The organism is Nocardia sp. NPDC005366 (assembly GCF_040606855.1).
Classification (GTDB): domain Bacteria; phylum Actinomycetota; class Actinomycetes; order Mycobacteriales; family Mycobacteriaceae; genus Nocardia.
This window is the reverse complement of the sequence record NZ_JBEXFQ010000008.1, coordinates 205,020-229,498: the sequence shown is the minus strand read 5'-3', so window position 1 is coordinate 229,498 and position 24,479 is coordinate 205,020. Positions and strand designations below refer to the sequence as shown.

At 65.4% G+C, this 24,479-nt stretch carries 27 protein-coding genes; 11 read left to right on the top strand and 16 right to left on the bottom strand.

Features of this window, described 5'->3' with window-relative positions; all coding sequences use genetic code 11:
- The first annotated feature begins 69 nt into the window (after nt 1-69).
- The 3 genes from ABZS43_RS12490 (at nt 70) to ABZS43_RS12480 (ending at nt 2,058) form a co-directional block, all read left to right on the top strand.
- The gene (locus ABZS43_RS12490; RefSeq protein ID WP_355035983.1) at nt 70-345 is read left to right on the top strand and encodes a GlsB/YeaQ/YmgE family stress response membrane protein; all 276 of its coding nucleotides are present in this window, start codon (nt 70-72) and stop codon (nt 343-345) included.
- Between the two features lie 249 nt (nt 346-594).
- On the top strand, nt 595-1,056 hold the full coding sequence (locus tag ABZS43_RS12485) for a hypothetical protein (RefSeq protein ID WP_355035954.1): 462 nt from the start codon (nt 595-597) through the stop codon (nt 1,054-1,056).
- 264 nt (nt 1,057-1,320) lie between these two features.
- Nucleotides 1,321-2,058 carry an FkbM family methyltransferase gene (locus ABZS43_RS12480; RefSeq protein WP_355035953.1) on the top strand — a complete coding sequence of 246 codons (738 nt, stop codon included), beginning with the start codon at nt 1,321-1,323 and terminating at the stop codon, nt 2,056-2,058.
- A 28-nt stretch (nt 2,059-2,086) separates the two neighbouring features.
- Here ABZS43_RS12480 and ABZS43_RS12475 read toward each other — a convergent pair whose 3' ends face one another.
- Nucleotides 2,087-2,623: a hypothetical protein gene (locus ABZS43_RS12475; protein WP_355035952.1), complete on the bottom strand. Its 537-nt coding sequence runs from the start codon at nt 2,621-2,623 to the stop codon at nt 2,087-2,089.
- Between the two features lie 210 nt (nt 2,624-2,833).
- On the opposite strand from ABZS43_RS12475, the gene ABZS43_RS12470 reads away from it, so the two are divergent.
- Together ABZS43_RS12470 and ABZS43_RS12465 are read left to right on the top strand one after the other, a co-directional pair.
- Complete coding sequence (locus ABZS43_RS12470) at nt 2,834-3,139, top strand: hypothetical protein (protein ID WP_355035982.1); 306 nt, start codon at nt 2,834-2,836, stop codon at nt 3,137-3,139.
- A 289-nt stretch (nt 3,140-3,428) separates the two neighbouring features.
- Entirely contained in the window at nt 3,429-3,605 is a 177-nt protein-coding gene (locus ABZS43_RS12465; RefSeq protein ID WP_355035951.1) for an MbtH family NRPS accessory protein, read from the top strand.
- Between the two features lie 58 nt (nt 3,606-3,663).
- Here ABZS43_RS12465 and ABZS43_RS12460 read toward each other — a convergent pair whose 3' ends face one another.
- From ABZS43_RS12460 to ABZS43_RS12450, 3 genes are all read right to left on the bottom strand, one after another.
- On the bottom strand, nt 3,664-4,452 hold the full coding sequence (locus ABZS43_RS12460) for an SGNH/GDSL hydrolase family protein (protein ID WP_355035950.1): 789 nt from the start codon (nt 4,450-4,452) through the stop codon (nt 3,664-3,666).
- 217 nt (nt 4,453-4,669) lie between these two features.
- Nucleotides 4,670-5,980, bottom strand: coding sequence for a bifunctional o-acetylhomoserine/o-acetylserine sulfhydrylase (locus ABZS43_RS12455; RefSeq protein ID WP_355035949.1), 1,311 nt, complete (start codon nt 5,978-5,980; stop codon nt 4,670-4,672).
- Entirely contained in the window at nt 5,977-6,525 is a 549-nt protein-coding gene (locus ABZS43_RS12450) for an OsmC family protein (protein WP_355035948.1), read from the bottom strand. The genes ABZS43_RS12455 and ABZS43_RS12450 overlap by 4 nt, the downstream gene beginning before the upstream one ends.
- 676 nt (nt 6,526-7,201) lie before the next feature.
- Between ABZS43_RS12450 and ABZS43_RS12445 the strand changes: the two genes are divergently transcribed.
- The gene (locus tag ABZS43_RS12445) at nt 7,202-7,510 is read left to right on the top strand and encodes a hypothetical protein (protein WP_355035947.1); all 309 of its coding nucleotides are present in this window, start codon (nt 7,202-7,204) and stop codon (nt 7,508-7,510) included.
- A 50-nt stretch (nt 7,511-7,560) separates the two neighbouring features.
- Here ABZS43_RS12445 and ABZS43_RS12440 read toward each other — a convergent pair whose 3' ends face one another.
- From ABZS43_RS12440 to ABZS43_RS12385, 12 genes are all read right to left on the bottom strand, one after another.
- Entirely contained in the window at nt 7,561-8,286 is a 726-nt protein-coding gene (locus ABZS43_RS12440) for a hypothetical protein (protein ID WP_355035946.1), read from the bottom strand.
- 79 nt (nt 8,287-8,365) lie between these two features.
- Nucleotides 8,366-9,316 carry an MlaD family protein gene (locus ABZS43_RS12435; RefSeq protein ID WP_355035945.1) on the bottom strand — a complete coding sequence of 317 codons (951 nt, stop codon included), beginning with the start codon at nt 9,314-9,316 and terminating at the stop codon, nt 8,366-8,368.
- Nucleotides 9,313-10,347, bottom strand: a complete 1,035-nt coding sequence (locus tag ABZS43_RS12430; protein ID WP_355035944.1) for an MlaD family protein — start codon at nt 10,345-10,347, stop codon at nt 9,313-9,315. The genes ABZS43_RS12435 and ABZS43_RS12430 overlap by 4 nt, the downstream gene beginning before the upstream one ends.
- Complete coding sequence (locus ABZS43_RS12425) at nt 10,344-11,453, bottom strand: MlaD family protein (RefSeq protein WP_355035943.1); 1,110 nt, start codon at nt 11,451-11,453, stop codon at nt 10,344-10,346. The genes ABZS43_RS12430 and ABZS43_RS12425 overlap by 4 nt, the downstream gene beginning before the upstream one ends.
- A gap of 1 nt (nt 11,454) precedes the next feature.
- Nucleotides 11,455-12,474, bottom strand: a complete 1,020-nt coding sequence (locus tag ABZS43_RS12420) for an MlaD family protein (RefSeq protein WP_355035942.1) — start codon at nt 12,472-12,474, stop codon at nt 11,455-11,457.
- Nucleotides 12,474-13,490 (bottom strand): MlaD family protein, encoded by a 1,017-nt coding sequence (locus ABZS43_RS12415; RefSeq protein WP_355035941.1) that lies wholly within the window; start codon nt 13,488-13,490, stop codon nt 12,474-12,476. The genes ABZS43_RS12420 and ABZS43_RS12415 overlap by 1 nt, the downstream gene beginning before the upstream one ends.
- Nucleotides 13,487-14,512, bottom strand: a complete 1,026-nt coding sequence (locus ABZS43_RS12410) for an MlaD family protein (protein WP_355035940.1) — start codon at nt 14,510-14,512, stop codon at nt 13,487-13,489. The genes ABZS43_RS12415 and ABZS43_RS12410 overlap by 4 nt, the downstream gene beginning before the upstream one ends.
- Nucleotides 14,513-14,519: 7 nt before the next feature.
- On the bottom strand, nt 14,520-15,407 hold the full coding sequence (locus ABZS43_RS12405; protein ID WP_355035939.1) for an ABC transporter permease: 888 nt from the start codon (nt 15,405-15,407) through the stop codon (nt 14,520-14,522).
- The gene (locus tag ABZS43_RS12400) at nt 15,407-16,306 is read right to left on the bottom strand and encodes an ABC transporter permease (protein ID WP_355035938.1); all 900 of its coding nucleotides are present in this window, start codon (nt 16,304-16,306) and stop codon (nt 15,407-15,409) included. Before ABZS43_RS12400 ends, ABZS43_RS12405 begins: the two co-directional genes overlap by 1 nt.
- A 251-nt stretch (nt 16,307-16,557) precedes the next feature.
- A complete protein-coding gene (locus tag ABZS43_RS12395; RefSeq protein ID WP_355035937.1) occupies nt 16,558-17,721 on the bottom strand; it encodes a hypothetical protein in 1,164 nt (387 codons plus the stop codon).
- 58 nt (nt 17,722-17,779) lie between these two features.
- Nucleotides 17,780-18,625, bottom strand: a complete 846-nt coding sequence (locus tag ABZS43_RS12390; RefSeq protein ID WP_355035936.1) for an oxygenase MpaB family protein — start codon at nt 18,623-18,625, stop codon at nt 17,780-17,782.
- Between the two features lie 53 nt (nt 18,626-18,678).
- On the bottom strand, nt 18,679-19,314 hold the full coding sequence (locus ABZS43_RS12385) for a TetR/AcrR family transcriptional regulator (RefSeq protein WP_355035935.1): 636 nt from the start codon (nt 19,312-19,314) through the stop codon (nt 18,679-18,681).
- 154 nt (nt 19,315-19,468) lie between these two features.
- Between ABZS43_RS12385 and ABZS43_RS12380 the strand changes: the two genes are divergently transcribed.
- From ABZS43_RS12380 to ABZS43_RS12360, 5 genes are all read left to right on the top strand, one after another.
- Nucleotides 19,469-20,089, top strand: a complete 621-nt coding sequence (locus ABZS43_RS12380) for a TetR/AcrR family transcriptional regulator (RefSeq protein WP_355035934.1) — start codon at nt 19,469-19,471, stop codon at nt 20,087-20,089.
- A 251-nt stretch (nt 20,090-20,340) separates the two neighbouring features.
- Nucleotides 20,341-21,228 carry an ABC transporter permease gene (locus tag ABZS43_RS12375; protein WP_355035933.1) on the top strand — a complete coding sequence of 296 codons (888 nt, stop codon included), beginning with the start codon at nt 20,341-20,343 and terminating at the stop codon, nt 21,226-21,228.
- Nucleotides 21,228-22,085 (top strand): ABC transporter permease, encoded by an 858-nt coding sequence (locus tag ABZS43_RS12370; RefSeq protein ID WP_355035932.1) that lies wholly within the window; start codon nt 21,228-21,230, stop codon nt 22,083-22,085. The genes ABZS43_RS12375 and ABZS43_RS12370 overlap by 1 nt, the downstream gene beginning before the upstream one ends.
- Nucleotides 22,086-22,088: 3 nt before the next feature.
- The gene (locus ABZS43_RS12365) at nt 22,089-23,435 is read left to right on the top strand and encodes an MCE family protein (protein ID WP_355035931.1); all 1,347 of its coding nucleotides are present in this window, start codon (nt 22,089-22,091) and stop codon (nt 23,433-23,435) included.
- Nucleotides 23,432-24,475, top strand: a complete 1,044-nt coding sequence (locus ABZS43_RS12360) for an MCE family protein (protein ID WP_355035930.1) — start codon at nt 23,432-23,434, stop codon at nt 24,473-24,475. The genes ABZS43_RS12365 and ABZS43_RS12360 overlap by 4 nt, the downstream gene beginning before the upstream one ends.
- Nucleotides 24,476-24,479 lie beyond the last annotated feature (4 nt).

Genomic DNA, 24,479 nt, shown 5'->3' with positions numbered 1-24,479 from the left:
GTCCGGGGTATGCCCTGGGCGAAGCGTTCTCGATCGGTGAGGCGCTCGGCTCAAGAATCGGAGAAGATGATGCTCGGTCTCGGAATCCTCGGTTGGATCATCATCGGCGGGCTGGCGGGATGGATCGCCAGCAAGTTCATGAAAACCGATGCTCAGCAGGGCATCCTGCTCAACATCGTCGTCGGAGTCGTCGGCGGCCTGCTCGGCGGTTTCCTCCTGAAGCTCTTCGGCGTCGACGTCGAGGGTGGCGGCCTGTGGTTCAGCTTCTTCACCTGCCTCGGCGGCGCGGTGATCCTGCTGTTCCTGGTCAATCTGGTGACCGGTCGCGGGCGCTCGGTGCGGTAACAGGTACGGCAGAGGCAGGTGCGGGACAGTCATCCCCGCGCCTGCCTTTTCGCTGTGCGCCCACGTATTCGGATCACCCCGCCGGTGAGTAGTGGGGCGATGTACCCCGCTCGCGCGAGCCCGCACAAGATCACTCGGGTAACAGATCGGTTCGTTACTCCTCCGCGACACCGGTCATCTGTTACGAATGTGACGAAGACCCAGCTGGTGCACGATCGTCTCAGCCCTTTCGAGTCGTGAGGAGGCAGCGTGGCAGTGATCGTCGAGCGCAACTCGAAGTGGTATTTCTCGGACTACGGCGTGTACGGACCGGCGATGACCTCCCCGATCGAAGGGCGCGGGCGCATCCCGCTGCGAACCCTGGTCTTCGAGGCCATGGCTTACTACCGCCCCGAGGTGTTCACCGATCCGGCGCAGGCCGGTATCCATTTCCACGGCGGCGGCCGTGAAGAGTTACTCAGAATTCGCGCCGATATCGAAGAGCCGGGCGATCTCTGCTATGCGCAGATGGATGACAGGGGGCTGACCATCGCGGGCACTCTCGGTCAGGCGGTCGCCATCGCGCGGCACCTGCGCGTCTGGATTCCAGCGGACACCCCGCTGCGCATGGTCACCCGTGGCGCCGAATGTGATCTGGCGCCCGGTGTCACCGCGGAGACGATCATCGCGGCACTCACACGCGCCGACATCCTGGCCGGAGCCGCGGGCTGATTCTTCGCCGCTGATCGCCACCGCGTGTCATCCTCACGCGGTGGCGAAGTTCCGCGGGTCCGCCCCACGTCGGTGAGGCGCGCCGGATCTCGGGTCGATTTTGCGTGAGTGCCGGTCCGGATGAATCATGGACGGCGTTCGGTACACCATCTCGAGTTCGATCATGCCCTCTGCTGTCCTCTCCGGACTGATCCTCGAAAGGTACGTGAGCGTATGGAAACGAATTCCTCTCGAATTCAACAACTTCGGCTCGATGACGGCAGGATGATCGCCTGTACGAGTCCCGCCGAGGCGCGAATGCTGTGGGGCGAAATGTCGATGACCGGGTTCTACCGGCTCGCCGCCGCCGAATTGCGGCCTTCCGATGTCGCGGTCGATATCGGCGCGAATATCGGGCTCAGCGCGATGATGTTCGCCGACACCTGTCCCGGGGTCAAGGTGGTCACCGCGGAGCCCGCTCCGGCGACCTTCGACTGCCTGCAACGGAATATGGCGACCTATGTGCCGGGCGGGGTTCCGTTGCGCGTCGGCGTCGGCGCGGAACCGGGGGTGCTGCCGTTCACCTGGTATCCGCGGGCATCGGCGAATTCGGGTTTCTACGCCGACCGCGACGCCGACGACGAAGCCACCAAGATCTTCCTTCGCAACAGCGGTCTGAACGACGAGGCGATCGATCTCATCACCGAAGAACTGCACGAAGGCGAGCAGATCGAGGTCGAGGTGACCACCGTGTCGGCGATCCTGGACGAGCACGCTCGCGACAGCGAGATCGGTGTGCTCAAGGTCGATGTCGAGCGGGCCGAATTGGATGTCCTGCATGGCGTCGACGAGGACGATTGGCCGAGGATTCGCGCTGTCGTCGTCGAGGTCCACGATATCGACGGCCGCCTTGTCGAGGTCTGTGATCTGTTGACCGCACACGGATTCACGGCCCGCACCAGGCAGGACGCCAGTTTGATCGGCACCGAATTGCACGAGGTATACGCCACCCGGCGTCGATGAGGCCGAGACGGTAGGCGCTGAGTACAGCTCACCTGTACTGGCTCCAGATATAGTCGGCCGATCGCGCACCCACGGCGGCCACCTCGCGCATCTCCGCCGGCGCGGTGTGGTCGCGGGCGATGTGGTCGAGAATTTCACGGAGGCCGTGGGCCAGCCGCAAGGTCTGCGCGATGCATGCGGACAGGTCGGGCCCGGTGCGGGTCAGCATCGGATCGCGGAGTCGGCCGACGACCAGTTCCTGGTCGAGTCGGTACTCGATGCGGCGATTCTCCCCGATGACCTCGATCAGTTCGTAACTGATCGCCTCGCATTCCTGTGCCACCGCCAGACATTCGTGCGGACGAGGAATGTGGTGCTCGTAGAGCGCCATGCTGGAAAGCCCCACCGCGGCGAACCCGTGGAAGCATCGGGCCAGCATCACCACCGCGGGCGCCGCCGCGTACGGAACGTCGTCCAGTCGTCGCACCGCTTCCGACAGCATCGCGACCAATCCGCCCGCATCGGGTCGATTACCCGGCTGTTCCAGGGTTTCCGTCGCATCGAGTCCGCCGACCATGCCGGACACGGTAGGCGAATCCCCCCTTCGGGCGCGGGATCTACGCGTGCGATGGCAGGTCGGGGGTCGTCGGGCGCATGATGCCGGAACGACCCCGACTCGGCGTCACAGGGTATCGACACGGTAGAACGGTCTTCTATCGTCCAACGGTTGGGAGTTCGCAACGTGAGCGTGCCAGAAGTCCTCTACAACGTGGTGGTTGTCACGCACCTGCTCGGCATGGCGGCGGTGGTCGGAGGGTACATTGCCGCGCAGCCGAAGGTTTCGGAGCTGATGGTGTGGGGCGCACGCGCCCAGCTCGTCAGCGGGCTGATTCTGGTCGGCATGGCCTCGGCGATCGACTCGATCGGAAAGGATCCCGACAACGCCAAGGTCGGGGTCAAATTGGTGATCGCGATCCTCGTCGCGGCCTTCGCCGAGATGGGGCGCGCGGATGCCAAGCGCGGCAAGGATATTCCGTGGATGACCCACGCCGCAGGCGGGTTGGCGATCGTGAACGTCCTGGTCGCGGTGCTCTGGACCTGAGCGAGGACTGAACCGGGACCGGATTCGAGCGGCGAACTCCGGTGTGCTGGTGAGCAGGTCGGTGACGGCCTGATGCAGGTGGGTCCGCGTCGGTTCGTCGGTATCGGCGCGACCCGAGGTTCGCTGTTGCCTCCGCACGCGGTCGAGTGCTATATATCAATCCTGTCGTTCTGCTGAGCACTTGTTCAGCATAGACGAAATATTCGTAGTCCCGCGGATGCTCGCGCAACCCGGCTCCTCATCGCGGGAGCCGGGCACTGAGGGACGCCGCGCGACGGTGAGGTGAGATATGCAGCCCTTCGAGGAGATACAGGACTTCTTCGTCTTGATGGACGCGGCGCAGCGATACGCCCTGTGGCCCTGTTTCGCCGAAGCACCCCGGGGATCGCACGTCGTGTTCGGTCCCGCATCGCGCGGCGCGTGCACGGAATACCTCGAGGTCGCCGCGACGGGGCTCGCCTTCTGATTCGTCGCGGAGTCCGGCCGGAGGCGTACTGGTGCGCGACCCGCGCCGCTCCCGCGGCTCAGAGTAGAACTGGAAGTAGGTCCGGCCGTTTGGGATACAGGCCGGTGCCGGCGGAGTGACCGCGCAGCCGCCGACCGACCCACGGCAGCAGATAACGGGTCGCCCAGACCGATTCCGCGGCGAGGGTGTGCCAATAGGTGCTCGGCGTGCGGGGAAGCGGATCGCGCCAGGTGTCGCCGGAGCCGGGGAGGGCGAGGGCGTCGGCGACGGCGCGGGCGACGAGGTCGTGCCCGAGGGGGTTGAGATGGAGACGATCGTCGGCCCATACCAGGGGATGGGCGGTCGCCTCGACGGGTTCGACATCGATGAGGACGACGCCGTGCTCCTCGGCGAGCATGCGCAGATCGTCGTTCAACGCGTAGATGCGCGGTGAGAGCGGGCGCACGAGCGGGGCGACGCCGCCGATATCCGGATAGGTGAAGGTCACCACGGTCGCACCGGTGTCGATGAGCGTACCGAAGACGATATCGAGATCCGTCAGCAGGGATTTCCGGTCGAAGCGCGGCCGGATCAGATCGTTCATCCCCGCCATGACGGTGACCAGATCCGGATCGAGCGCCACCGCGGACTCCAGTTGTTCGTCGCGGATCTGCCCGGCGCGACGTCCACGGACCGCCAGATTCGCGTAGTGCAGTCCTGGATACGCCGCGTCGAGCAATTCGGCGAATCGGTCGGCCCATCCGCGATGACCACCCATACCGTCGGGATCGCCGATACCCTCGGTCTGACTGTCGCCGAGAGCGACATAACGGGAGTACGACGTCCAGGATCCGGAGTTCGGCTCCACATGCACTCCCGCGGGTCGACGGCTCACTCGGCCCGGCGCGTGCTGCGGGCTGCGCTCATCGACCGGCGCCGCATGGTCACCACGACGCAGAAATATCCTATGCGTCCCTTCGCGTTCGGGCCATCGCGGCGCACGGGGAACATCCGGCGCGGCGACTCGTGCCCGGCTGGCGTCGGGGCGGTGGATGAGTTCCCTCATCCACCGCCCCGGCGAGGGATCACGCGTTCGCGGCCGCCAATCCGACACGCAGATCGGCGAGGATGTCCTCGATGCCTTCGACACCGACCGCGAGACGCACCAGCCCGGGGGTGACGCCCGCTGCGAGTTGTTCCTCGGGGGTCAGCTGCGAATGCGTGGTGGACGCCGGGTGGATGACGAGGGAGCGGACGTCACCGATATTGGCGACGTGGCTGTGCAGGGTGAGCGCCTCGACGAGACGCTTGCCCGCGTCGACACCGCCCGCGAGTTCGAAACCGATGATCGCGCCCGCGCCCTTGGGCGCCAACGCCTTCGCGCGCTCATACCAGGGCGAAGAGGGCAAACCCGCGTAGGCGACCGAGGTCACGCCCTGCTGCTCGGTGAGGAATTCCGCCACGGCCCCCGCATTCTGCACATGCCGTTCGATGCGCAGGCTCAGTGTTTCCAGGCCCTGGCTGATGAGGAACGCGTTGAACGGCGAGACGGCCGAACCGAGATCACGCAGCAGTTGCACCCGAGCCTTCAGCGCGTACGCGGGAGCACCGAGGTCGGCGTAGACAACGCCGTGGTAGCTGGGGTCGGGTTCGGTGAAACCGGGGAAACGTCCACCGCGCCAGTCGAAACCGCCGCCGTCCACGATGACACCCGCGATGGCCGTGCCGTGTCCGCCGAGATATTTGGTCGCCGAGTGCACGACGATATCCGCGCCGTGCGCGAGCGGTTGGATCAGGTACGGAGTGGCGACCGTGTTGTCGACGATCAGCGGAACCCCGGCGGCGTGCGCGACCTCGGCGATACCGGGGATATCGAGGATATGGTTCTGCGGGTTGGAGATCGTCTCGCCGTAGAGCGCCTTCGTATTCGGGCGGATCGCCGAACGCCACTGCTCGAGGTCGTCGGGATCATCGACGAACGACACTTCGATACCGAGTTTCGGCAGCGTGTACCGGAACAGGTTGTAGGTGCCGCCGTAGAGCCGCGGGCTCGACACGATGTGATCGCCCGCCCCCGCGATATTGAGGATCGCGAAGGTCTCTGCGGCCTGCCCGGAGGACAGCAGCAGCGCGGCCACGCCGCCCTCGAGCGCGGCGATGCGCTGTTCCACCGCGTCCTGCGTGGGATTCATGATGCGGGTGTAGATATTGCCCGGCTCGGCCAGTCCGAACAGCGCCGCCGCGTGATCGGTGTCGCGGAAGGTGTAGGAGGTGGTCTGGTAGATCGGCAGCGCGCGTGCGGAGGTGGTGCCGTCGGGGACCTGCCCGACATGGATCTGCTTGGTCTCGAAACTCCAGCTCTGGGCGGGATCGGCGGCCGGGGACAGGTCGGTCATGCGAGAGCTCCAGACGGTGCGGCGGAGGTTTCCTCGGTGACGAGCGTGGTGTGCACGGGGGTCTTCCCGGTACTGAGATCCAGTACGGGGCAGTGCTTATCGACTGCTTCCTGTAGTTCGGCGTAGCGCTGTGCGGTCTCGGGACCGCTGACCCGCACGGTGACCCGGACGGCTTGGAATCCGGCCCGCACAGTGTCATCGAGACCGAAGAATCCGCGGACATCGAGGTCGCCCTCGGCGTCGATGGACAGCTCATCGATGGTGATCCCCAGCCGCTGCGCCCAGAATCGGTAGGTGACCACCTGGCACGAGATCAGCGAGGACAGGTAGACCTCGACCGGGTTGGGCGCGGTGCCCGCACCGCCGAGAGTAGGCGGCTCGTCCACCCGGAGGGTGTGCCGACCGAGGCTGATCGCGCTGCCGACGGCGCCTTCGGGCGTGCCGGTGGCCCGGAACACGACCAATGCTGCCGCCGGGTCCCCGGCGACCGCCGTCGCCGTGGCGTCGACGATGTCGTTCAGCGGCGTGCTGAGATCCGTTGTCATGCCACGAAGGCTAGGAATGCTGGGCGGTTTCCGCGATGGTTACATTCAGCTCGAGCGGAAAGATGGTCGGGGTGAGGTCGATGCCACCGATCCATGGATTCCGCAGGTCTGCCGCCCGGCGCGTGCGCCGTCGCCCGGTACCGCGCCCTCGGCAGGCGGCCGTCGTGCCGATAACCGGACGGTGGCGGACCGCGCTGTCGACGACGAGTGCGGCGCATGGGCCACTGGAACCTTCGCGCGGATTGCGGGCGGCGAGTCGGTGAACCAACACCATCCGAGCGGCGTCGGAGGGGAGGGCGGCGGGGGAGTCCGCGAGTTCATCGAAAACCCACTCGGGGAGAGTCGCGCCGTAGGAGCGCGGGAGGGCAGTGGTGTCCGAGGCGAGCCCTTCGTGCGTTCGGCGGGTGTGGAGGCAAACGTAGAGAGCGGGCGTTGCCGACTCATTATTTGAGCGAATCACCCGGGTAAGAGACCCGCCCTGATAGATCGAGATATTTAGATATAGCGATCAAAGCATGTATCTCCATCATGCGCCGGAACGCAAGTGGGTGAGAACCGGACCAGAGCGAGCAACGAGCTCGAGACGCGATCGAACATTCGAAAACCCGCACGTGTTACCAACTGACCAGTACGCTCCTTGTGGCGCGGTGTGTTTCAGCGCCGCGAGGAGGCGAGTATGGGAGCCGGCGGATCCGAACGAATCACGTTCACCGATCGGCCCGTGGTGGGTTCCGACATCTATGTCGACACCCAACTGTTCCTCGGCCACGGCGAGGACGATATGCGCGGTGGTCTGGCTCGCGTGATCGCGGTTCACGAGGACGTGGACTATCCGGACGATCCGCTCGTCGATGTCGCCGAACATCCCGACTGCAGTTACGACTGGGCGGTGCTCAGTCGCGAACAGGAGCGACTGCGCGCCGAATTCGGCGAGCGGCGGGCGTCCGCCGATCCGGATCTGCGCCCCGAATTCGATCTGGATTGACGTGGCCGAAGGTGATCGGCGGCGGTCGAGGAGATGCGGGAACTGGGCGACTACTTGGGCAGGCCGGCGCCCACTCCGCCCACTCCGCCGACATCGGTGATCGTCCAGTTGCTCGCGCGGTCCATGGTCACGGTGTAGCTGGCGGTGGCGGTCACCCCGTTGGGGGATTGTTTGCTCTTGGAATTCATGTCGACGAATACCTGCACCACGTATCGGTCACCGTCGCGTTCGGTGACGGTCGCGGCGAGCAGTCGTGCTGTCGAGGTGTACTCCATTTCGGTCAGCCACGGCCCGACCACATCGACGGCCGCGTTCATCTTCGGCTCGAGTTGCCCGCTGACGTTGGAGCGCAACGCCTGTCGCCAGGCGTCCAGATTGTGGAAATCGACTCGGGAGACGTTCATGGCATAGTTCGATGCCGCGTCTTGGGCGGCGGTGTCGGTCGCCATCCGGCCGCGCAGCGCGGAGAGCTCGTCGGCGGAATCATCGGTCGCCCACAGCACGCTGACGATTACGGCGGCGGCGGTCGCCAGAATCGCGAGCACCCCCGACGCTGACGGCCGCTTCCCGCGTCCCACGGCGCTGCGGCGCACGAGGCCCTTCCGAGTCGGCTTCACCGTGTCCGTCGCCTCGGCCGCCGCGTCGATGTCGCGCTTCGGCTCGGCCGGTGCGTCGGTCTTCGCGCCGGGACGGGGCGAGTCGCCGGTGTCCGGACCCGAACCGGCGCTGTCGGCCTTCTCGTCGATGTCGTCGGTGTGTCGGATCGTTTCCGTCATTGCTGTGCGTCCTCGAATACATTGTTGGTGGATTGTCGATCCAGCGCGCTGAATCTGCTTGTCGCGCAACGGTCGACGATCATCGCGGGGTGGTCACGGTGAATCGCACACTGTCACCGGGCAGTGCGGCGAGCAGGTTTTCGAGCAGTCTCGCCAGATCGATCAGGCCGACCATCGGGCCCGCTGCCATCGTCACGGGCCGCAGGGCGGCGCCGATGGCACCGATCTCGGGGGAAATCCGCTGGAGATAGTCCACGAGCGCGGCCTCCTGCTCATGCCACGAGCCGAGAATCTCATTGCCGCGCAGCGCCGCCGAGCCCTCGTAGAGGTATTGATAGGCGATGCCGAGGGTGCGCCCGAACTCGTCCATCTGCGCAGGAGCCGCGGTCATGGTCGGCTTCATCCACCCCACGTCGGTCATGATCCGCATGGTGTTGTTCAGTGCGGTCTCCAAGGATTGCTGGTGGCGCAGCAGGGTGGCGAGCAGCAGTTCGGCGCCGATCCCCACCGTGGGCATCACCGATTCCAGGCCTGTCACGGTCTGGGTGAAGGTCTCGATCAGTCGCGCGAGAGCTTCGGTGTCGGTCTGCTCCAGCAGGCCGGATGTGGTGGCCAGCAGCTGTGGCACCGAACTCGGCAGTTTCACCGATTCGGTCAGGTGCGCGTTGTCGTCGAGCCACGGCCCACCGGGGGAATCCGGAAGAAAGGCGAAGACGGGTTCGCCCAGTGCCGAGAGGTTCTCGACGCGCATCGAACCGGCGACCGGGATCTTGTACGTCGCGTCGTAGGAGATGCGCATGCGGACCCCGCCGGCGACGCTGTGGATCTCCTCGACATTGCCTATGTTCACGCCTCGGTAGACCACGTCGGAGCCGGGGCGCAGACCGGAGGCCGCGCTCAGGTCGACCACCGCGTGCCTGCGTCGTCCGATCGGATCGGCGTCGAGCACGCCGACGGTCAAATACCAACTGCCCAGCAGCATTACCGCGAGCAGTGCCGCGCCGGACAGCCACGCGGGTATCCGGGTCATCGCAGCGCCCCGATCATCCGGAGCAGGACGAGGCCGTCCTTGGTCGCATCGCCGTTATCGGTCGCGATGGTGAGCTGACGGACATCCACGCCGGGGCCGAGCAGAAACGGGATCAACTTGTCCTGGGTCAGCGCGGTCATGCCAGCGGAGTCCCCGGCCCATTCGGTCGCGCTCGCCGACGGTTCCCGCAGCAACGGGACCCCCTTCTCCAGCAGTGTGTTGATATGCGGAAGACGGGGAATCAGCCAGTCGAGTCCGGTGGTCAACGTGTTGACATCGATGACGACGTTGAGGACGGCAGTCATGAAGTAAGGGACCCGGCCGAGTCGGCCGCGCGCCACATCGGAGAAGGTGAAGCCGATCTGCTCGCGCATATCGTGCAACTGTTGCGACAGTTGGCCGGTCGCCGCGGCAATGCGATCGATATCGGGAAGGCGCGCCGCCGCGTCGTCGAGGTCGACCGCCATGGCCGCCGCCAGATCCTTTGTCTCCGAGGGGTTCTCCGGAAGAATGTGGTTGAGCCGATCGATCGAGGTCTGCAGACGGGTCATGCTGCCGCCGTTGACGAATGTCGCGATGCGGTTGAGAATCTCCTCGATCTGCGGACCCGGATCGGTGTCGGCCAGCGCGATGGTGTCCCCATCCTGGAGCAGTGTCGTCTGCGTGGCCGGCCGCGACGGCAGCAGCGCGATGTAGATGTCGCCGAGAACCGTCGTCTGCCGGAGTTCGGCGCGCGTTCCGACAGGGAACCGGGCCGCCTTTTCCACATCGATATGTGCCACGGCGCTGTACGGGGTGAGACTGATCGAAGACAGCGAGCCTACTTTGGTGCCCCCGCTTCGGACGTCGGCGCCTGCCGGGAGGCTGAGTAGCGACTCGAATTCGACGTCGAGCCGGTAGGTCGGGCCGTGCACTCCGGTGCCAGGCATGGCGTAATTGCTCGGATTGAAGCCGCACCCGGTCAGGCATATCAATGAACCCGCCAGCACGACGCCGACCAGGCGATGCGCGACGGTTGACGCGATTGTCACGGCATTCCTCCGATCGTGGACAGCAACACGTGCGGCAACGAGACGGCCGCCGACTGCTGGTCGAGGACAGTGCACCGGCCGTTGTCGGGCCGATCGAGTTCGGCGCACAGAATCGGTGCGCTCGGAGTGCGGACCACGGTCTGCGGCGACTCGTAGTCGACCGACAGCGCTCCGGGGCGGGATTCGATCATCGTGCGCAGCATCGTGATCACGCCGGGAATCTTCATGAGCAGGTCCTGGGAATTCTCGGTCCGGGTACGCACCAGGGTGACGACCGGAACAGTCGAGTTCAGGACCTCCATCAGATACGGGAAGTGCTCGTTGAAGATCCGATCCATCGGTCCGATGGCGTTGGCGAGCTTTCCGACCAGCACTTTGACGATGACCAGCATGCGCTGGATGCTCTCCAGGCCCGGTCCGAAGGTGAGCAGCGTCGTCTTGATATCGCTCCACTCGCTGGTGACGAATGTGGTGAGTTCGGCCGAGTTGTCGAGGAGCTTGCCCAACTGGTCCATGAAGCTGTCCGGTGACGCCATCAGTTCCGCCAATTCCCGGAACTCACGATTGAGGGTCGGTCCGAGTCCGTCGAATTCGTGTCCAGCGCTGCGCAGCACCGACCGCAGCGGCAGATCGCCGTTGCCGTCGGGTTCGGTGATCTTGCCTACCAGCGTCGCGAATGACTCGATCGCGTCCGACACGCTCACCGGTACCCGGGTTCGCTGCTTGTCGATACAGTGCCCGCTCGGCAGGGACGGCCCATTTCGGTAGGTCGCGTCGACGAGTTCGACCCGGCGATCGGTCAGGATCGATGCGTTCACGATGACGGCTCCCACGTCGGCGGGCAGCGTCCGGTCATCGGTTTTCATGCCGACGAGCACGCGATCGCCGTCGGCCTCGACACGCGTCACCGTGCCGATCGCTATGCCCCTGATGGTGACCGGCGCGCCGGGGTAGAGGCCGAAGGAGTTGTCGAAATACGCGCACACCGCGTGTGTTTCCTCGCTGCTCCACTGCCACAGCGTCGTCGATCCACCGGCGGCCACTGTCACGATCGATGCGGTCAGCACCACGGTCGCTCGGCGTGTCTTGTTCAGGATTGTCCGCATGTCAGCACCGAATCCCTGGCACAGGAAGGCAGACATCCGGTCGCCGCACGGTCAGTCCGCTCTGGTCGATCAGCGCCTGCCCCTCCGGGCCGGCCAGGCCGGACAGACTCGTCACGGTCGTCGACAGTGACGTCATCACGGAGTCGACCGAATTCAACAGCTCCTTGCTCAGATCGCTGCTCTGTTCGAGGGGAGCGAGCAATGGCTCGACCTTCTGTGCGTACGGCCCGCTCAGGAAGTCGAAGAGCAGTCCGACGAGCGCGGAGATCTTGTCGCTGAAATTCTCGACCTTCTCGCGCGCGTCCACGATCCGTGGCCCCAGCACCGCGTACGCGCGGATCACCTCGGTGGCAAGCGCCTGGTTGTTGTGCACTGCCTGCAGATACTCGTTCGACACCGAGAGCAGGTCGTTGATCTGGTTCTTCTGCTCGGCGAATACCGTTACCACGGACTCGAGCTCGGAAACCGAATTGCGAATCGCCTCGGGTGAATCGGCCAGGGCCGCCGCGGTACCGGTCAGTGCCGCTCGCAGCGCGGCGACGTCGATATCGGCGACGACGGTGTCGGCCGCGTGCACCAGATCCTCGACCTGGAACGGCAGGGTGGCGCGCTGCGCGGGAATGTTCGCCCGCAGCGGTTTCGACCCGTCGGGCAACACGGCGAGATACAGGCCGCCGACGGGGGAGAGCATCCGCACCGAAACCGAGGTCTGGTCACCCAGCCGTTGGTTCGAGTCGACGGTGAACTCGACATCGACGTGATCGTCTTCGAGGTGTAGCGCCATAATCCTGCCGACCGGAACGCCGGCGATGCGCACGCCGTCGCCGACCGAAAGACCGCCGGATTCCGGGAGTTCCAGATGGTAGGTCGCGTAGCCGGGGGGCCGCAGGTAGAGCACGCCCATCGTGCCGAGCACGACCGTGATCACCAGCACGCTCGCCAGCGCCCAGATCGCCTGGGCCCGCGGCGTCGCCTCCTCCGATCCCAGGTCCAACTTCCACACCGGCCGTGTCGTAGGCATCAGCGGCTCCCATTGCATATTGTCAGCTGCCTGCCGGATATCAGCACCTCGGCGGTGATCGGCAGTGCGACAGTCCCGTTGCTGCACTGCCTGGCCGGATCGGTGCTGGGGATGAGCTTGTTCAAGCCCTCGAGCAAGCCGGGCAGCAGTGTCAAGGTTCGGACAGCCGTCGCGCTGTCGGGTATCACCTCACCGATGCGGCGGGTGAGGTCGTCGGAGACGTTCTCCGCGCCGAGGAACAATCGCGCCAGCGCGTCGGCCGTCCGGGTCACTTCTGTCATCTCCAACGACCCCTTGTCCATCAGGACGAGGAACTCACCCATCCGGCTCGCGATGGGCATGAAGATGGAGTGAAAGACCCGCAGGATGTTCTCGAGATTCTCCGATCGCCCGCGCAGCTTGTCCGATAGGGACTGCAGATTCCCGAGAATGGTGGTCATCAGCTCGGTCCGGTTGTCGGCGTAGGAGGCGAGGGTGGCGATGTCACGCAGGACCGGGGTCATACTCGCTTCGCTGCCGTCGATCATGGCGGCCACGTTCGTGGCGAGCTGGTTGTAGACGGCGGGGTCGGCCTCCCTGAGCAACGGCCGCAATCCGTTGAACACCGTGGTGATGTCGAACGAATCCACGGTATTGGTGAAGACCGTGTCCGACGCTACCTCCATCCCGGACGTGGCCCCACGCTCCAGTGCGAGGTATCGCTGTCCGGTGAGGTTCTGGAATTTGACCGCGATCCGGTCGACCTCGCGCAGCCGATATTCGGTGAGCAGCGTGAAACGCACCAGGGCGTGGCCGTCCCCGGTCAGCTCTATCGCGGTGACCTTGCCCACCTGCACCCCGCGTAGCCGGACGTCGGCATTCTGTTGCAGGCCGAACACATCACCGAATTGGGCACGGTAGGCGACGGTTTCGCCGCCGACCGGCCGCTCGATCGCCTGCACCACCAGGACGATGATCGCGACCACGACGGCCGCCAACAGGGAAAGCCGCAGCGCCGCTTGGCGTGGAGTCTTCATCGCGGACCCCCGCCGGTGGCCTCGAGTGGAACGCGGAACGCGGGAAAGGCATCGATCAGCACATCCACGCCGAGCACGACCTTGTCGCCGCGCCGCTGCAACGCGCCGTCGAGTCCGGCGACGAGCCTGCGGATCTGGTCGCCGGTGACATTCGCGGTGGCCGCGTTGAGCGGAATCAAGATGTCGAGCAGCATGTCGACAGCGCCCGACATCGGTCCGAGCGCGCCGACGACCTGGCCGGCGAAGGAGAACACCAGGTTGGACACCTCGGAGATGGTCTCGCCGGCCTGGCGGGATCGCGCTTCGTCGTCCAGCGCGTCGACCGAGGCCAGCGAGTGCACTATGCCCAGCGCCGAAGGGGTGAACGCGGATACGCCTTCGGTCACCTCGGCAAGCCGGGGCAGCAGGTCGCGCAATGGCATGTTCTGTGACCGGGCGATGGCCCGCATCACCAGCAGAGCCGAGGCAAGCATCGGTGTCATCTGCTGGGTCAACGCGGCCGCATCGTCCAGCGAGACAGCCAGTTTCGAGGTCAGGACGTCGAGGACGACGTGGCCGGAATCGCGCAGGATCTTCGTCACGGTGAAGTTGCCGACATCATCGCCCAGATCCAGCAGCGAGTTCGGGCGGATCGGGTCTCCGCCCGGCATCGGAATGAATTCCAGCGCTGTGGATCCGAAGATATTGGCCGAGACGAATCTGGTCTGCATCGACGTCGTCAACTCGTCCACCCTGGCTCGGTCGACGCTCAGCGTGATCAGCTGACGGTCGAGCCCGTGCGGCTCGATGCCGACCACCGACCCGATCTGCATGCCGCGCAGTCGAACCGTGGTGCTCGTGGAGACACCATCGCCGAGATCTGTTGCCGCGAGAGCGAATTCGATCTGTCCGGAGTGGTCGGGCCGCGATATGCGCCATGACACTCCCGCGGCGACGGTGATCACGACGATCACGACGAGGCCGCGCACCCGCAAGCCTCGACGGCTCGGTCCGCGCACCGAGTAGTTTGCTGTTCGATTCATCAGCCAATCACCCTGAGAAACTTATGGTGGCGTTCAGACCCCACATGGAAAGCGTGAGCACCATGTCCGTGACAACGATCAACACCAGGCTCGCCCGGATCGCGCGACCCGAAGCGATGCCGACGCCTTCCGGTCCGCCGGTGGCGTAGAAACCCTGGTATGCGTGGACCAACGTGACCACGACGACGAAGATCACCACCTTGATCAGCGAATACGCCAGGTCGGTCGGGTCGACGAACATTCGGAAGTAGTGGTCGTAGGCGCCTGATGGCTGGCCGCCGACCAGTGTGACGGTGGCGCGGGTGGTCGCGAATCCGAGCGCCAACGCGATGAGATACGACGGGATGACCGCGGCAACCGCCGCGATCAGCCTGGTCGAGACGACATAGGGCATCGGATCGATCGCTTGGACTTCGAGTGCGTCGATCTCTTCCGAGATCCGCATCGCCCCGATCTCCGCGGTGATGCGGCATCCCGCTTGTGCGGCGAACCCGACCGCGGCGATCAGCGGCGCGAGTTCACGAGGGTTGGCCAATGCCGACATCGCACCTGCCATCGGGCCCATGCCGAGCATGTTCAGCACCGACGATCCGACGATGCCGATCATCGCGCCCGCGACGACTCCCATCAGCGCCAGCACCGGGGCTACCCCGCCGCCGACAACGATCGCGCGGCCGTTGCCCCAGGTCAGATCCGTGAAGATAGTGACGGCCTGGGCGCGGTTGCGCCGCAGGGCATGTCCGATTCCAAAGCATGCGGACCAGATGAAGTGCAGTTGGTGACCGAGTTCCTCGAGCGGGTCCCACAGTCGATCGATGCCACGGGTCCAGCGCAGGAATCGGGAGCGGTACGGGGTGGGCTTGGAGACCTGCCCGTCGAACATGTAGCCGGTCATCACAAGAACCTCATCGGAACGAACATCAGCACGATCTGGGTGATGACGAGGTTGGTCACCATGCAGGCGAGGATGCCGAGCACCACGGCCGCGTTGACGCTGTCGGCCACGCCCTTGGGGCCGCCCTTGGCTTCGAGTCCGCGATGGCTGGCGATCACCGCGACCAGATAGCCGAAGACCGCCGCCTTGCCGAGGCAGACGATCAGATCGGTGACCGAGGCGAAACTGCCGAACGACAGCCAGTACGAACCAGGTGCCACCCCCTGCCCGATCGAGGCCACCGCGAAGCTGGCCATGATGCTCATCAGGATGACCAGCACCGCCAGCATGGGCGCCACGAAACTCATCGCGAGAATGCGGGGGGCAACGAGGCGTCGGTGCGGGTCGATGCCCATGGTGCGTAGCGCGTCGATCTCCTCTCTGATAGTGCGTGAGGCCAGATCCGACGCGATCGCCGATCCGCCCGCGCCGCCCACCAGCAGGGCCGCGGCCAACGGCGCGATCTGCTGCATCACCCCCATGCCTCCTACCGCCCCGGCCATCGAACTGGCGCCGACGTTCTCGGTCATGCTGCCGACCTGAACCGCGATCACCACACCCAGCGGCAGCGCGATCAGAACCGCGGGGACCGCCGACACCGAAACGAAGAACCAACCCTGAACAAGGGCTTCTCGCATCGGGAATCGCGCTCGTGCGAGATCGACAGCCATCAGTGCGCTGGCGCGCGCGCCGAGTCGAACGACTCGGCCGAGCGTGCGCGCGTTACCGGCGATCCAGAAGAGGACCGCTCTTCCGGAGGCTTCCGATGCCGACCGCACCGTCTTCTCGGCGTCGGTCCCGTTCGTCCGCGGTTGCGTGAGATTCGATCGGAGGGTTTCCTCCGCTGTTCCCGGCGTCATCGCCGAATCCTCCCGCTAACTGACGGCATACGCCCCCACATGTTCGGAGTGGAGGGTATCACCACCCATCGCGTAGCGGCGCCCACCCACGTGGATCTCGCGAGGTTGTCGCGCGCCTGGTCAGGCGGTCGCGGCACGCCGATGTGGCTGGGCAACCGGATCGACCCATTTCCCGGCACAGTCGATGGCCGAGTGGGGGATTCGGTGGGCAGCCGTGTAACCGGGATGTCCAACACGGTGTATGTCATGGTCTAGCGGGCCGCCGCTCGCTCGACCGCGCCGGTGATGTCGAGGTCCTCCAGTGCGGCCATGCCACGCGACACGACGGCGTCGACATTTTCCGGTGACTGGAGGCCGGGCCAGGTGGCCAGCAGACAACCCGCGTCGAAGAGCTCGGCAGCGAAAAGGCGGTAGCGTTCGTATGCGCTGTCGAAATCCGGTGGATCGATTCCCCGCTCGGCGAGCGCGTCGAGATATGTTCGCAGCAGCTCGCGTTCGTTGGCGCGGCGGACATCGGGCTCGAGTGCGGAGAGCATGAAGTAGGCCACGTCGCGCAGCCCGGGCCCCTGCCAGATGACCTGCCAGTCGAGCAGGCCCGCCTGCCCGTCGGGCAGAGCATAGGTATTGCCGAAGTGGGGATCGCCGTGCAGCACCGTCAACGGGCCCTGTTCCAGCTCGCGGTAGAGCACATCGGCGTGCCGGTCGAGTGCCTCGCCCAACCTGTGCGCCTCGGCAGAGGCGTGCTCGCCGTTGGCCTCGAGGAATTTCCGCCGACCGCGCCGGTACATGTAGACGAGCGCGGAATAGCCGGGTCGCTCGCTCCAGCGTTTGACCCAGCGCAGATCGGTGCGCAGCCGAGGGCTGTCCCACATGGACGCGTGTAACGACGCTTGGGCCAGCAGTACCGCGCGGGCGTGGTCGATCGAGCAGTTGTCCGACAGCGCATACGGTCGGCAGCCGCCAGCGATCAGATCCTCGAGGATCAGCAGATGGCGGGCGCCTGGCCCCGAGTGTGTGAACCAGGATCGCGGGGCATGGCCGTCCAGCTGAGGGCGGATCTCTCGATAGAAACGGACCTCGTTCACGGACATGTCGAGTGGCGCGACCATGAGCCGGTTCTTCAGGCTCAACGGCGTGCTCTTCACGAACACCGAGTCGGGGAGTCCGGCGGCGGAACCCGCCGCGTTCCATCGCAGCGCGAACCTGCGGCGGTCGGTGGTGCCGGTGCTGCCGTCCAGCGGCACCACCTCCGTGCACTCGGCGCCCGCCGCCGCTCCCAGGTGGTCGGTGACGAACCGCGCCGTGACCTCGGCCGGACTCGTCGGGCCATTGGTCGGCACCCAGGCCGATGCCGCGGCCGCCAGTTGGCCGAGCGACCGCGCCGTCGATGCCGCGGTAGCTAACAACCTCGTCACTCGAACTCTCTCTCTACTCTTCAACAGTCGGTGGTGTGCCGCGGTGCCGGGCGTGGACTCAGTCGTGCAGTGCCGCACGCGCTTCGGGCACCAGAAGCAGGCGCCGCGGCAGCGCGCGCGAGCCGACGCGCAGCGCAGTGAGCAGCGCGCGGTACTCGATCTCGCGCGCACGGGTCCAGCGCACATCCCAGAGGCGGCGGATCGGTTCGGGGAAGCCACCGAACATCAACGTGTGCACCGGTCTGGCGGCGAGTCGGTCGACAACGACCTGGATCGGACGCGGTAGCGGGAGCTCGAGGATGGACTGCTCGTCGACCAGCCGCCGCAGTCGGCGAGTGCCCGGTGACGTGGCCAACTTGTCCTGGATTCCCGCGTCGACATAAGCCCTGAGACCCGCGATATCGGCGGGCATATCCTGCTCGCGCACCCCGTACAGGAGCCCGATAGCGCGGCCCTCCCGATAGAAGGCTTCGGCATCCTCGGCCGACAGCGACGGGAAGCACGCCCCCACGGCGTACAGCATCGCCTCCACAGTGGTGAGGTGAACCCAGGTCCACGCCTCACGGTTCCACGCGTGGTAGGGCTTGCCGTCGTATCCCTGGCCCGTGATGGGGCGATGCAGCTGACGAATCTCGCGGGCGGTCTCGGCGAGATTCTCGCCGAAATACACGCGATAGGCGTACGACAAGGTGCGTGACGCCCGTGCGGCGGGTTCGGTGAATCCCGTGGAGTGGTCTTCGAGCGCGACCGCGATCGTGGGGTGTGAGCCCTGCAGCGCCATCGCCCGGAACAGGAAGATCGGCCAGACCTGCCGCTGCGCCGTCAAGTGGACCAAGGCGCGTTCGGCGACCGGGATCTCGGTGTAATCAGTATCCGAAACACTGTGTGGCGTTTGTGAATCCATGTCCCGGCTCCTTTCGATATGCCAATCCGACGGGTGGTCGGCGTGATGTGTCGTCAGTGCTCGTCGACGGCCGCGGGCGGCACGGTCAGCGAAGCCAGGATCGTTCTGGCGAGTCGGCGGACTCCGGCGTCGTCGCCGGTTGCCGCACCCAGGTCGGGAGTCAGCCACACGCTGCCGAAGAATCGGACGATCACCTCCGCCATCATCTCGGTGTCGAACTCGATTCCGGCCTGGTTGGCCGTGTTCTCCAGCTCGTGGCCGACGGCGCCGAGCAGCATCTGGGTGATCTGTGGATCACGAAGTATCGGGAGCGCGGCATCGTCTTCGACGAGTCGCCGGGCGACTGGGTGTGTGCGCACCACGTGGACGGCTTGGACGATCCACTCGGCCGCCCGTTCGATCGGGTCTTCGATCGATTCGGTCGCCGCGCGGAACTGGTTGGCCAATCGGCCGAGGTCCCACGCGAAAGCTCTCCGTATGAGTTCGTCTTTGGTCTCGAATCGTCGAAATACCGTCGCTCGTCCCACGCCCGCTTCGGCGGCGACGTCGGCGACGGTCATCCGTTCGAGTCCGTGCCGGCTCAAACAGTGCAGGGTCGCGCCGAGGATCGCTTCGTCGGTCGTGTCGCCTTCTATCGGCGGCCCGAGGAGGGCGTCGATCACCAGTGAGCCGACCGGAATGATACTCATAATACCGAGAAAGTATCATCAGTCTCGTCTGTGCGGTAGTCGTCGTGCTCGGACGGCCGACAGGTTTCTGCCGAGATGACGTTCTCGGCGGCGTTGAGCGATCGGCCGAGAACAAGTGGGCGCCCGTAGGCATCCACGAGTGAGGAGGGCAGGCATGACACGACAGGTGCCCAGGAAGATTCCCCGTCAGGAGCGATCTCAGCGGATGGTCGAGCGAATCCTGGATTCGTGTGCGCGCCTTCTGATCACCTCCGGCTACGACGGGGTGTCCACCCATCGGATCGTCGCGGACGCCGGCATCAGTCCGGGCAGCCTCTACCAGTATTTTCCGAATAAGGACGCGATCGTCGCGATGACTGTCGAGCGGATGATCGGGCAGATCGCCCGGCGGCTGCTCGGCGCGTGGGAACCCCGCGACGACACCGACCCGCGGCAGCGTATGCGTGCCACCGTGGTGGCCGCTCTGGAGGCCACCGAGCAGAACCGCGAGCTGGTCCGCGTGCTGGTCGAGCAGATGCCGCGTCTGGGTGGTTCGACCGAGCTCAAGACCGTGGAGCAGCGGGTAGGCGATTTCGCCGCAGGCTATCTCGCCGCTGTCACCAATCAGATGGATCCGAGTCGGCCTCCCGCTGTGGTGTGGATAGCGGTGCAGGCGTTCCAGCAGACCATCATCCGCTACGTACTCGACCGCCCGGCGATTCCGCGCGAGGAGTTCATCGATGAACTCACCCGTCTGCTGACCGGTTTCGCCGGACCAGCGGCGGTTCTCGATTGACTGGGGCATGAAACCTGCTGCGATCTGGTAGTTCTCGTCGTCTAGCCGGGATGTCGATCGGCTTTCGGTGTGCCCTGCGGGATTACTTCGTCGAAATCTTGTCTCTGAGTAGTCTATCTAGGTAAGCTATGCGGGCCGGTGTGGTCTGCGACACAGCGCTTCGCGCGGAAGCGGCCCGAGGCACGACTGGACGTTCATCGGCAAGTGTTCGTTCTTCCGTGAGTGCCACCGGCGTCGGCACGAGGAGTCCAATGGCGATCAACTCCGCTCTGCAATATCCACACTCGACCGGCGAGGCAGGCACGAACAAGGAATCCGCCGTTCGCGAGATCAGACACTGGTGCGGCGGTTATCTGCGCCGACATCCAGGTGTCGCGTTGGAAACCGTCGGCCACCAGTTCGTGCTCGGCATTCGCGCGATCCAATATTTGTGCGTCGATATCGCCACCGGCCGTTTCTCCTTCGCCGAATTCGTGCAGCAGGCCGCGTTCATGGCCAGGACCGCCGTGCTGCCAACACTTTTCGTCGCCATACCGATCGGCGTCACGCTCTCGATTCAATTCGGACTGCTGGCCGGACAGGTCGGCGCCACATCACTCGCGGGCGCGGCGAGCGGGCTCACCGTGGTCAGGCAGGGCGCGCCGCTGGTGGCGGCGATCCTGATGGCGTCCGCCGTGGGATCGGCCATCTGCGCGGACCTGGGCTCGCGGCGAATACGCGAGGAAATCGATGCCATGGAGGTCATGGGCGTTCAGGTGGTGCGCAGGCTGGTCGCCCCGCGCCTGGCCGCGGGCATCGTGGTCGCGATCGCGCTCACCGGACTGACCTGCTTTGTCGGATTCCTGGCCGGATATCTGTTCAACACCTACGTCCAGAAAGGAACCCCGGGGAGTTTCGTGGCCACATTCGCGTCCTTCGCGACGGTGGGGGATTTCGTTCTCACCCTCTTCAAGGCGGCCGTATTCGGCGCGATCGTCGCGATCGTCGGCTGCCAGAAAGGGCTGAGCACGAAGGGTGGACCGGCGGGGGTCGCCAATTCGGTGAACGCCACGGTCGTCGCGTCCATTCTCCTGCTGATGATCGTGAACGTCGTGTTCACCCAGGTCTATCAGCTCGTCATGCCACGGCAAGGGTTCTGATGACCGTCGCTCGCTATTATTCACCCGGCCTGCGACCGTTGATCGTCGGCGCGCGAACCTGCGCGCGTCCGGTGATGCGAATCGGGCACATGGTCACTTTCCTGGTGCGCGCCCTGATCTCGATGCCGGTCACCCTGCTGCACTACAAGCGCGAATTCGCCCGTGTCCTTTCCGATGTCACCTGGGGCAATGGTTCGGTGGTCGTCGGCGGTGGCACCGCGGGAGTCATCATCGTGCTCGGCGCCGCCGCGGGCGCGATCATCGGCATCGAGGGCTACAGCACCCTCGACCTACTCGGTATGGGCCCAGCGACCGGATTCATCTCCTCGTTCGCCGCCACCCGCGAGATGGCCCCGGTCATGGCGGCATTGGCGTTCGCGTCGCAGGCGGGTTGCCGGTTCACCGCCCAACTGGGGGCGATGCGGATCTCCGAGGAGATCGACGCGATGGAATCATTGGCCATCCGCCCGATTCCGTATCTGGTGTGCACCCGATTGCTCGCATCCATCGTCGCGGTGATTCCGCTGTATCTGGTGTGTCTGGCGATGAACTACCTGACATGCGAACTGGTGGTTCGGTTGTCCGGGGCGGGTTCGCCGGGAACCTACCTGCACTACTTCGCCTTGGTGCTCGACGCGCGCGACATCGGATATTCCGTTCTCAAGGCGGTGGTCTTCGTGATCATCACCTCCACTGTCCAGTGCTACTACGGGTACTACGCCGCGGGCGGCCCGCAAGGTGTCGGTGTGGCCGCGGGACGCGCGATGCGAACCAGCATCACCGTCATGATCATCGCCAATATGTTGCTGACCATGGCGTTGTGGGGCGTCGACTCCGGCGCGAGATTCGGCGGCTGAGCGATGTCGATCGCATTCGAAACCGATGGTCGCGGACATTCGAACTCGCGCCTGCTGCTGCGCGGCGTCCTTTTTCTGCTACTGGTCGCCGCACTCGTGGGATGGATGATCGCGAAATCCAATGGCAGCCTGGACAAGACGGTCACGGTGACCGGAATGCTCACCCAGGTGGGTGACGGATTGCCGAAGAATTCCGATGTGAAATTCCGCGGTGTGCTCGTCGGTGTGGTCACCGGTGTGACGCCGTCGTCCGGAGACGGACCGAATCACGTGCACATCGCTCTCGACCCCGAATACGCCACGAGCATTCCGGAGACGGTGACCGCACGCGTCGTGCCGGGCAATGTCTTCGCCGTGTCATCGGTGCAGTTGGTCGACAACGGACCCGGTCGCGCCATTCACGCGGGATTCCGCATTCCCGAGGACAAGAGCCTGGCCACCGTGCAATTCCAGACGGCACTGACCGATCTGCGCGAAATCATCGCGGCGATGAGCCGCAGCAGAACCGACGACACGGTCGGAGTGATCAGCGCGCTCGCGCGAGCGACCGATCGACGTGGCGCGGACCTGGTTCGCGCGGGGGCCCAACTCGAACGGATCGTCACCCAGTTGAACGCGGTGGCGACCCCGACGGGTGGGCCGTCCACGGTGCGATCGCTCGCCGAGGCCGTGCGGGGATTGGAGCAATCGGCCCCCGAACTGCTCGATACCCTGCACCACGCCGTGGTCCCGCTGCGCACCGTCGCGGAGAAGGACGCGGAGCTGACGCACTTCCTCGCGGCGGGAGTGGCGACCATGGGAACGATCGCGACCGCGTTCGAGAACAACACCGATCGCATGATCAGGATCTCGACCGGGCTCACCCCGGTGGTCGGGGTACTGGCCGACAACGCGGAGCACTTCGTGCCGATCACGACGAGGCTCACCGTGGTCGCGAACAAGTTCTTCACCCACGTCTACAACTCCGAAACCGGCCTCGTGCAATCGAAAATGATCTTGTCGCTGTCACCGAACCGGCCCTACACCCGGGCCGACTGCCCGCGCTACGGCGAGGTGGCGGGACCGAGTTGTGCGACAGCGCCGATCTCGGCGCCCGAACAGGCGCCCATGCCATCGGCGATGAACCCCTCGAACTTCCGACTGTCCGAAGGGTACGCACCCCCCGCAGGAGTGATCGGCGGAAATGTCGGACCGGTGGGCAGTGCGTACGAGTTGGGTCAGCTGGGCGAGATCCTCGGCGCTCCCGCGAGCCCGGCGGCGGCGATCCTGCTGGGCCCGCTGCTGCGCGGCAACGTGGTCACCGTCGCACCCGTACCGGACGCACCCGTACCGGACGGAGCCGACCGATGACATCGTATCGGCGCTCGCTGATCGGGCTGACCCTGTTCCTCGTGGTGTCGTGCGTGCTGAGCTGGCTGGTATTCGTCACCCTGCAACGCGGTGTGGACGGTGCCACCCGGTCGTATTCGGCGACCTTCACCGATGTCAGCGGTTTGCGCGCCGGCGACGACGTCCGGGTGGCGGGTGTGCGGGTGGGAAGGGTCGACACGATCGAACTGGACGGGACGCTGGCCCGCGTGACCTTCCGGGTGCAGAGCGACCAAACCCTGTACACGACAACGAAGGCCGCTGTCACCTATCAGAACGTCATCGGGCAACGCTATGTCGCGCTGTCGGCGGGCGAGTTCGACATACCGCCGGCGCCGCTGCCGAACGGCGGTGTCATTCCTGTCGACCACACCGAGCCGTCCTTCGACATCGCCGGGATGCTACACGGATTCGAACCGCTGTTCAGCGTCCTCGACCCGGAGCAGGTCAACCGGATCACCGAGGCGCTGATCACCGCCCTGCAGGGCGACACGGGATCGCTGACCTCACTGATCGCGCAGACCTCGGCACTGGCCGAATCATTCGCGGGACCGGATCGGCTGCTGGACGAGATGATCGTGAACCTGGACAGTGTGCTGCGTACGCTGGCCGCGCAGAGCGCGAACCTGCAGACCGTGATGACGCGGGCGCAGGAGATCTTCACCGGCCTGGCCGCGGAACGAGACCGGCTGGCGGGGTCGATCGACGCGATCTCCGACACCGTCGACCGCGCGGCGCGCGTGGTCACCGGTGTCGATCCGAGTCTGGACGCGCTCGTCGCCAGGGAGCCCGGTTTCACCGGGCACATCCTGACCAACGCCGAGCGGTTCGCGTACCTGTTCTACAACATCCCGCTGGCGTTGAAGGGTTTCGCGCGATTCACCCAGGATGGCACCGCGGCCGACGCCTATCTCTGCAACCTCGACATCACCCTCACCCCAGGGCTGAGCCACATGATTCCCGAGACGGTCGCGGGGCTTTCGCCCGAGGGAAAGATCCAGCAAACCCCGAAATGCCGGTGAGTCA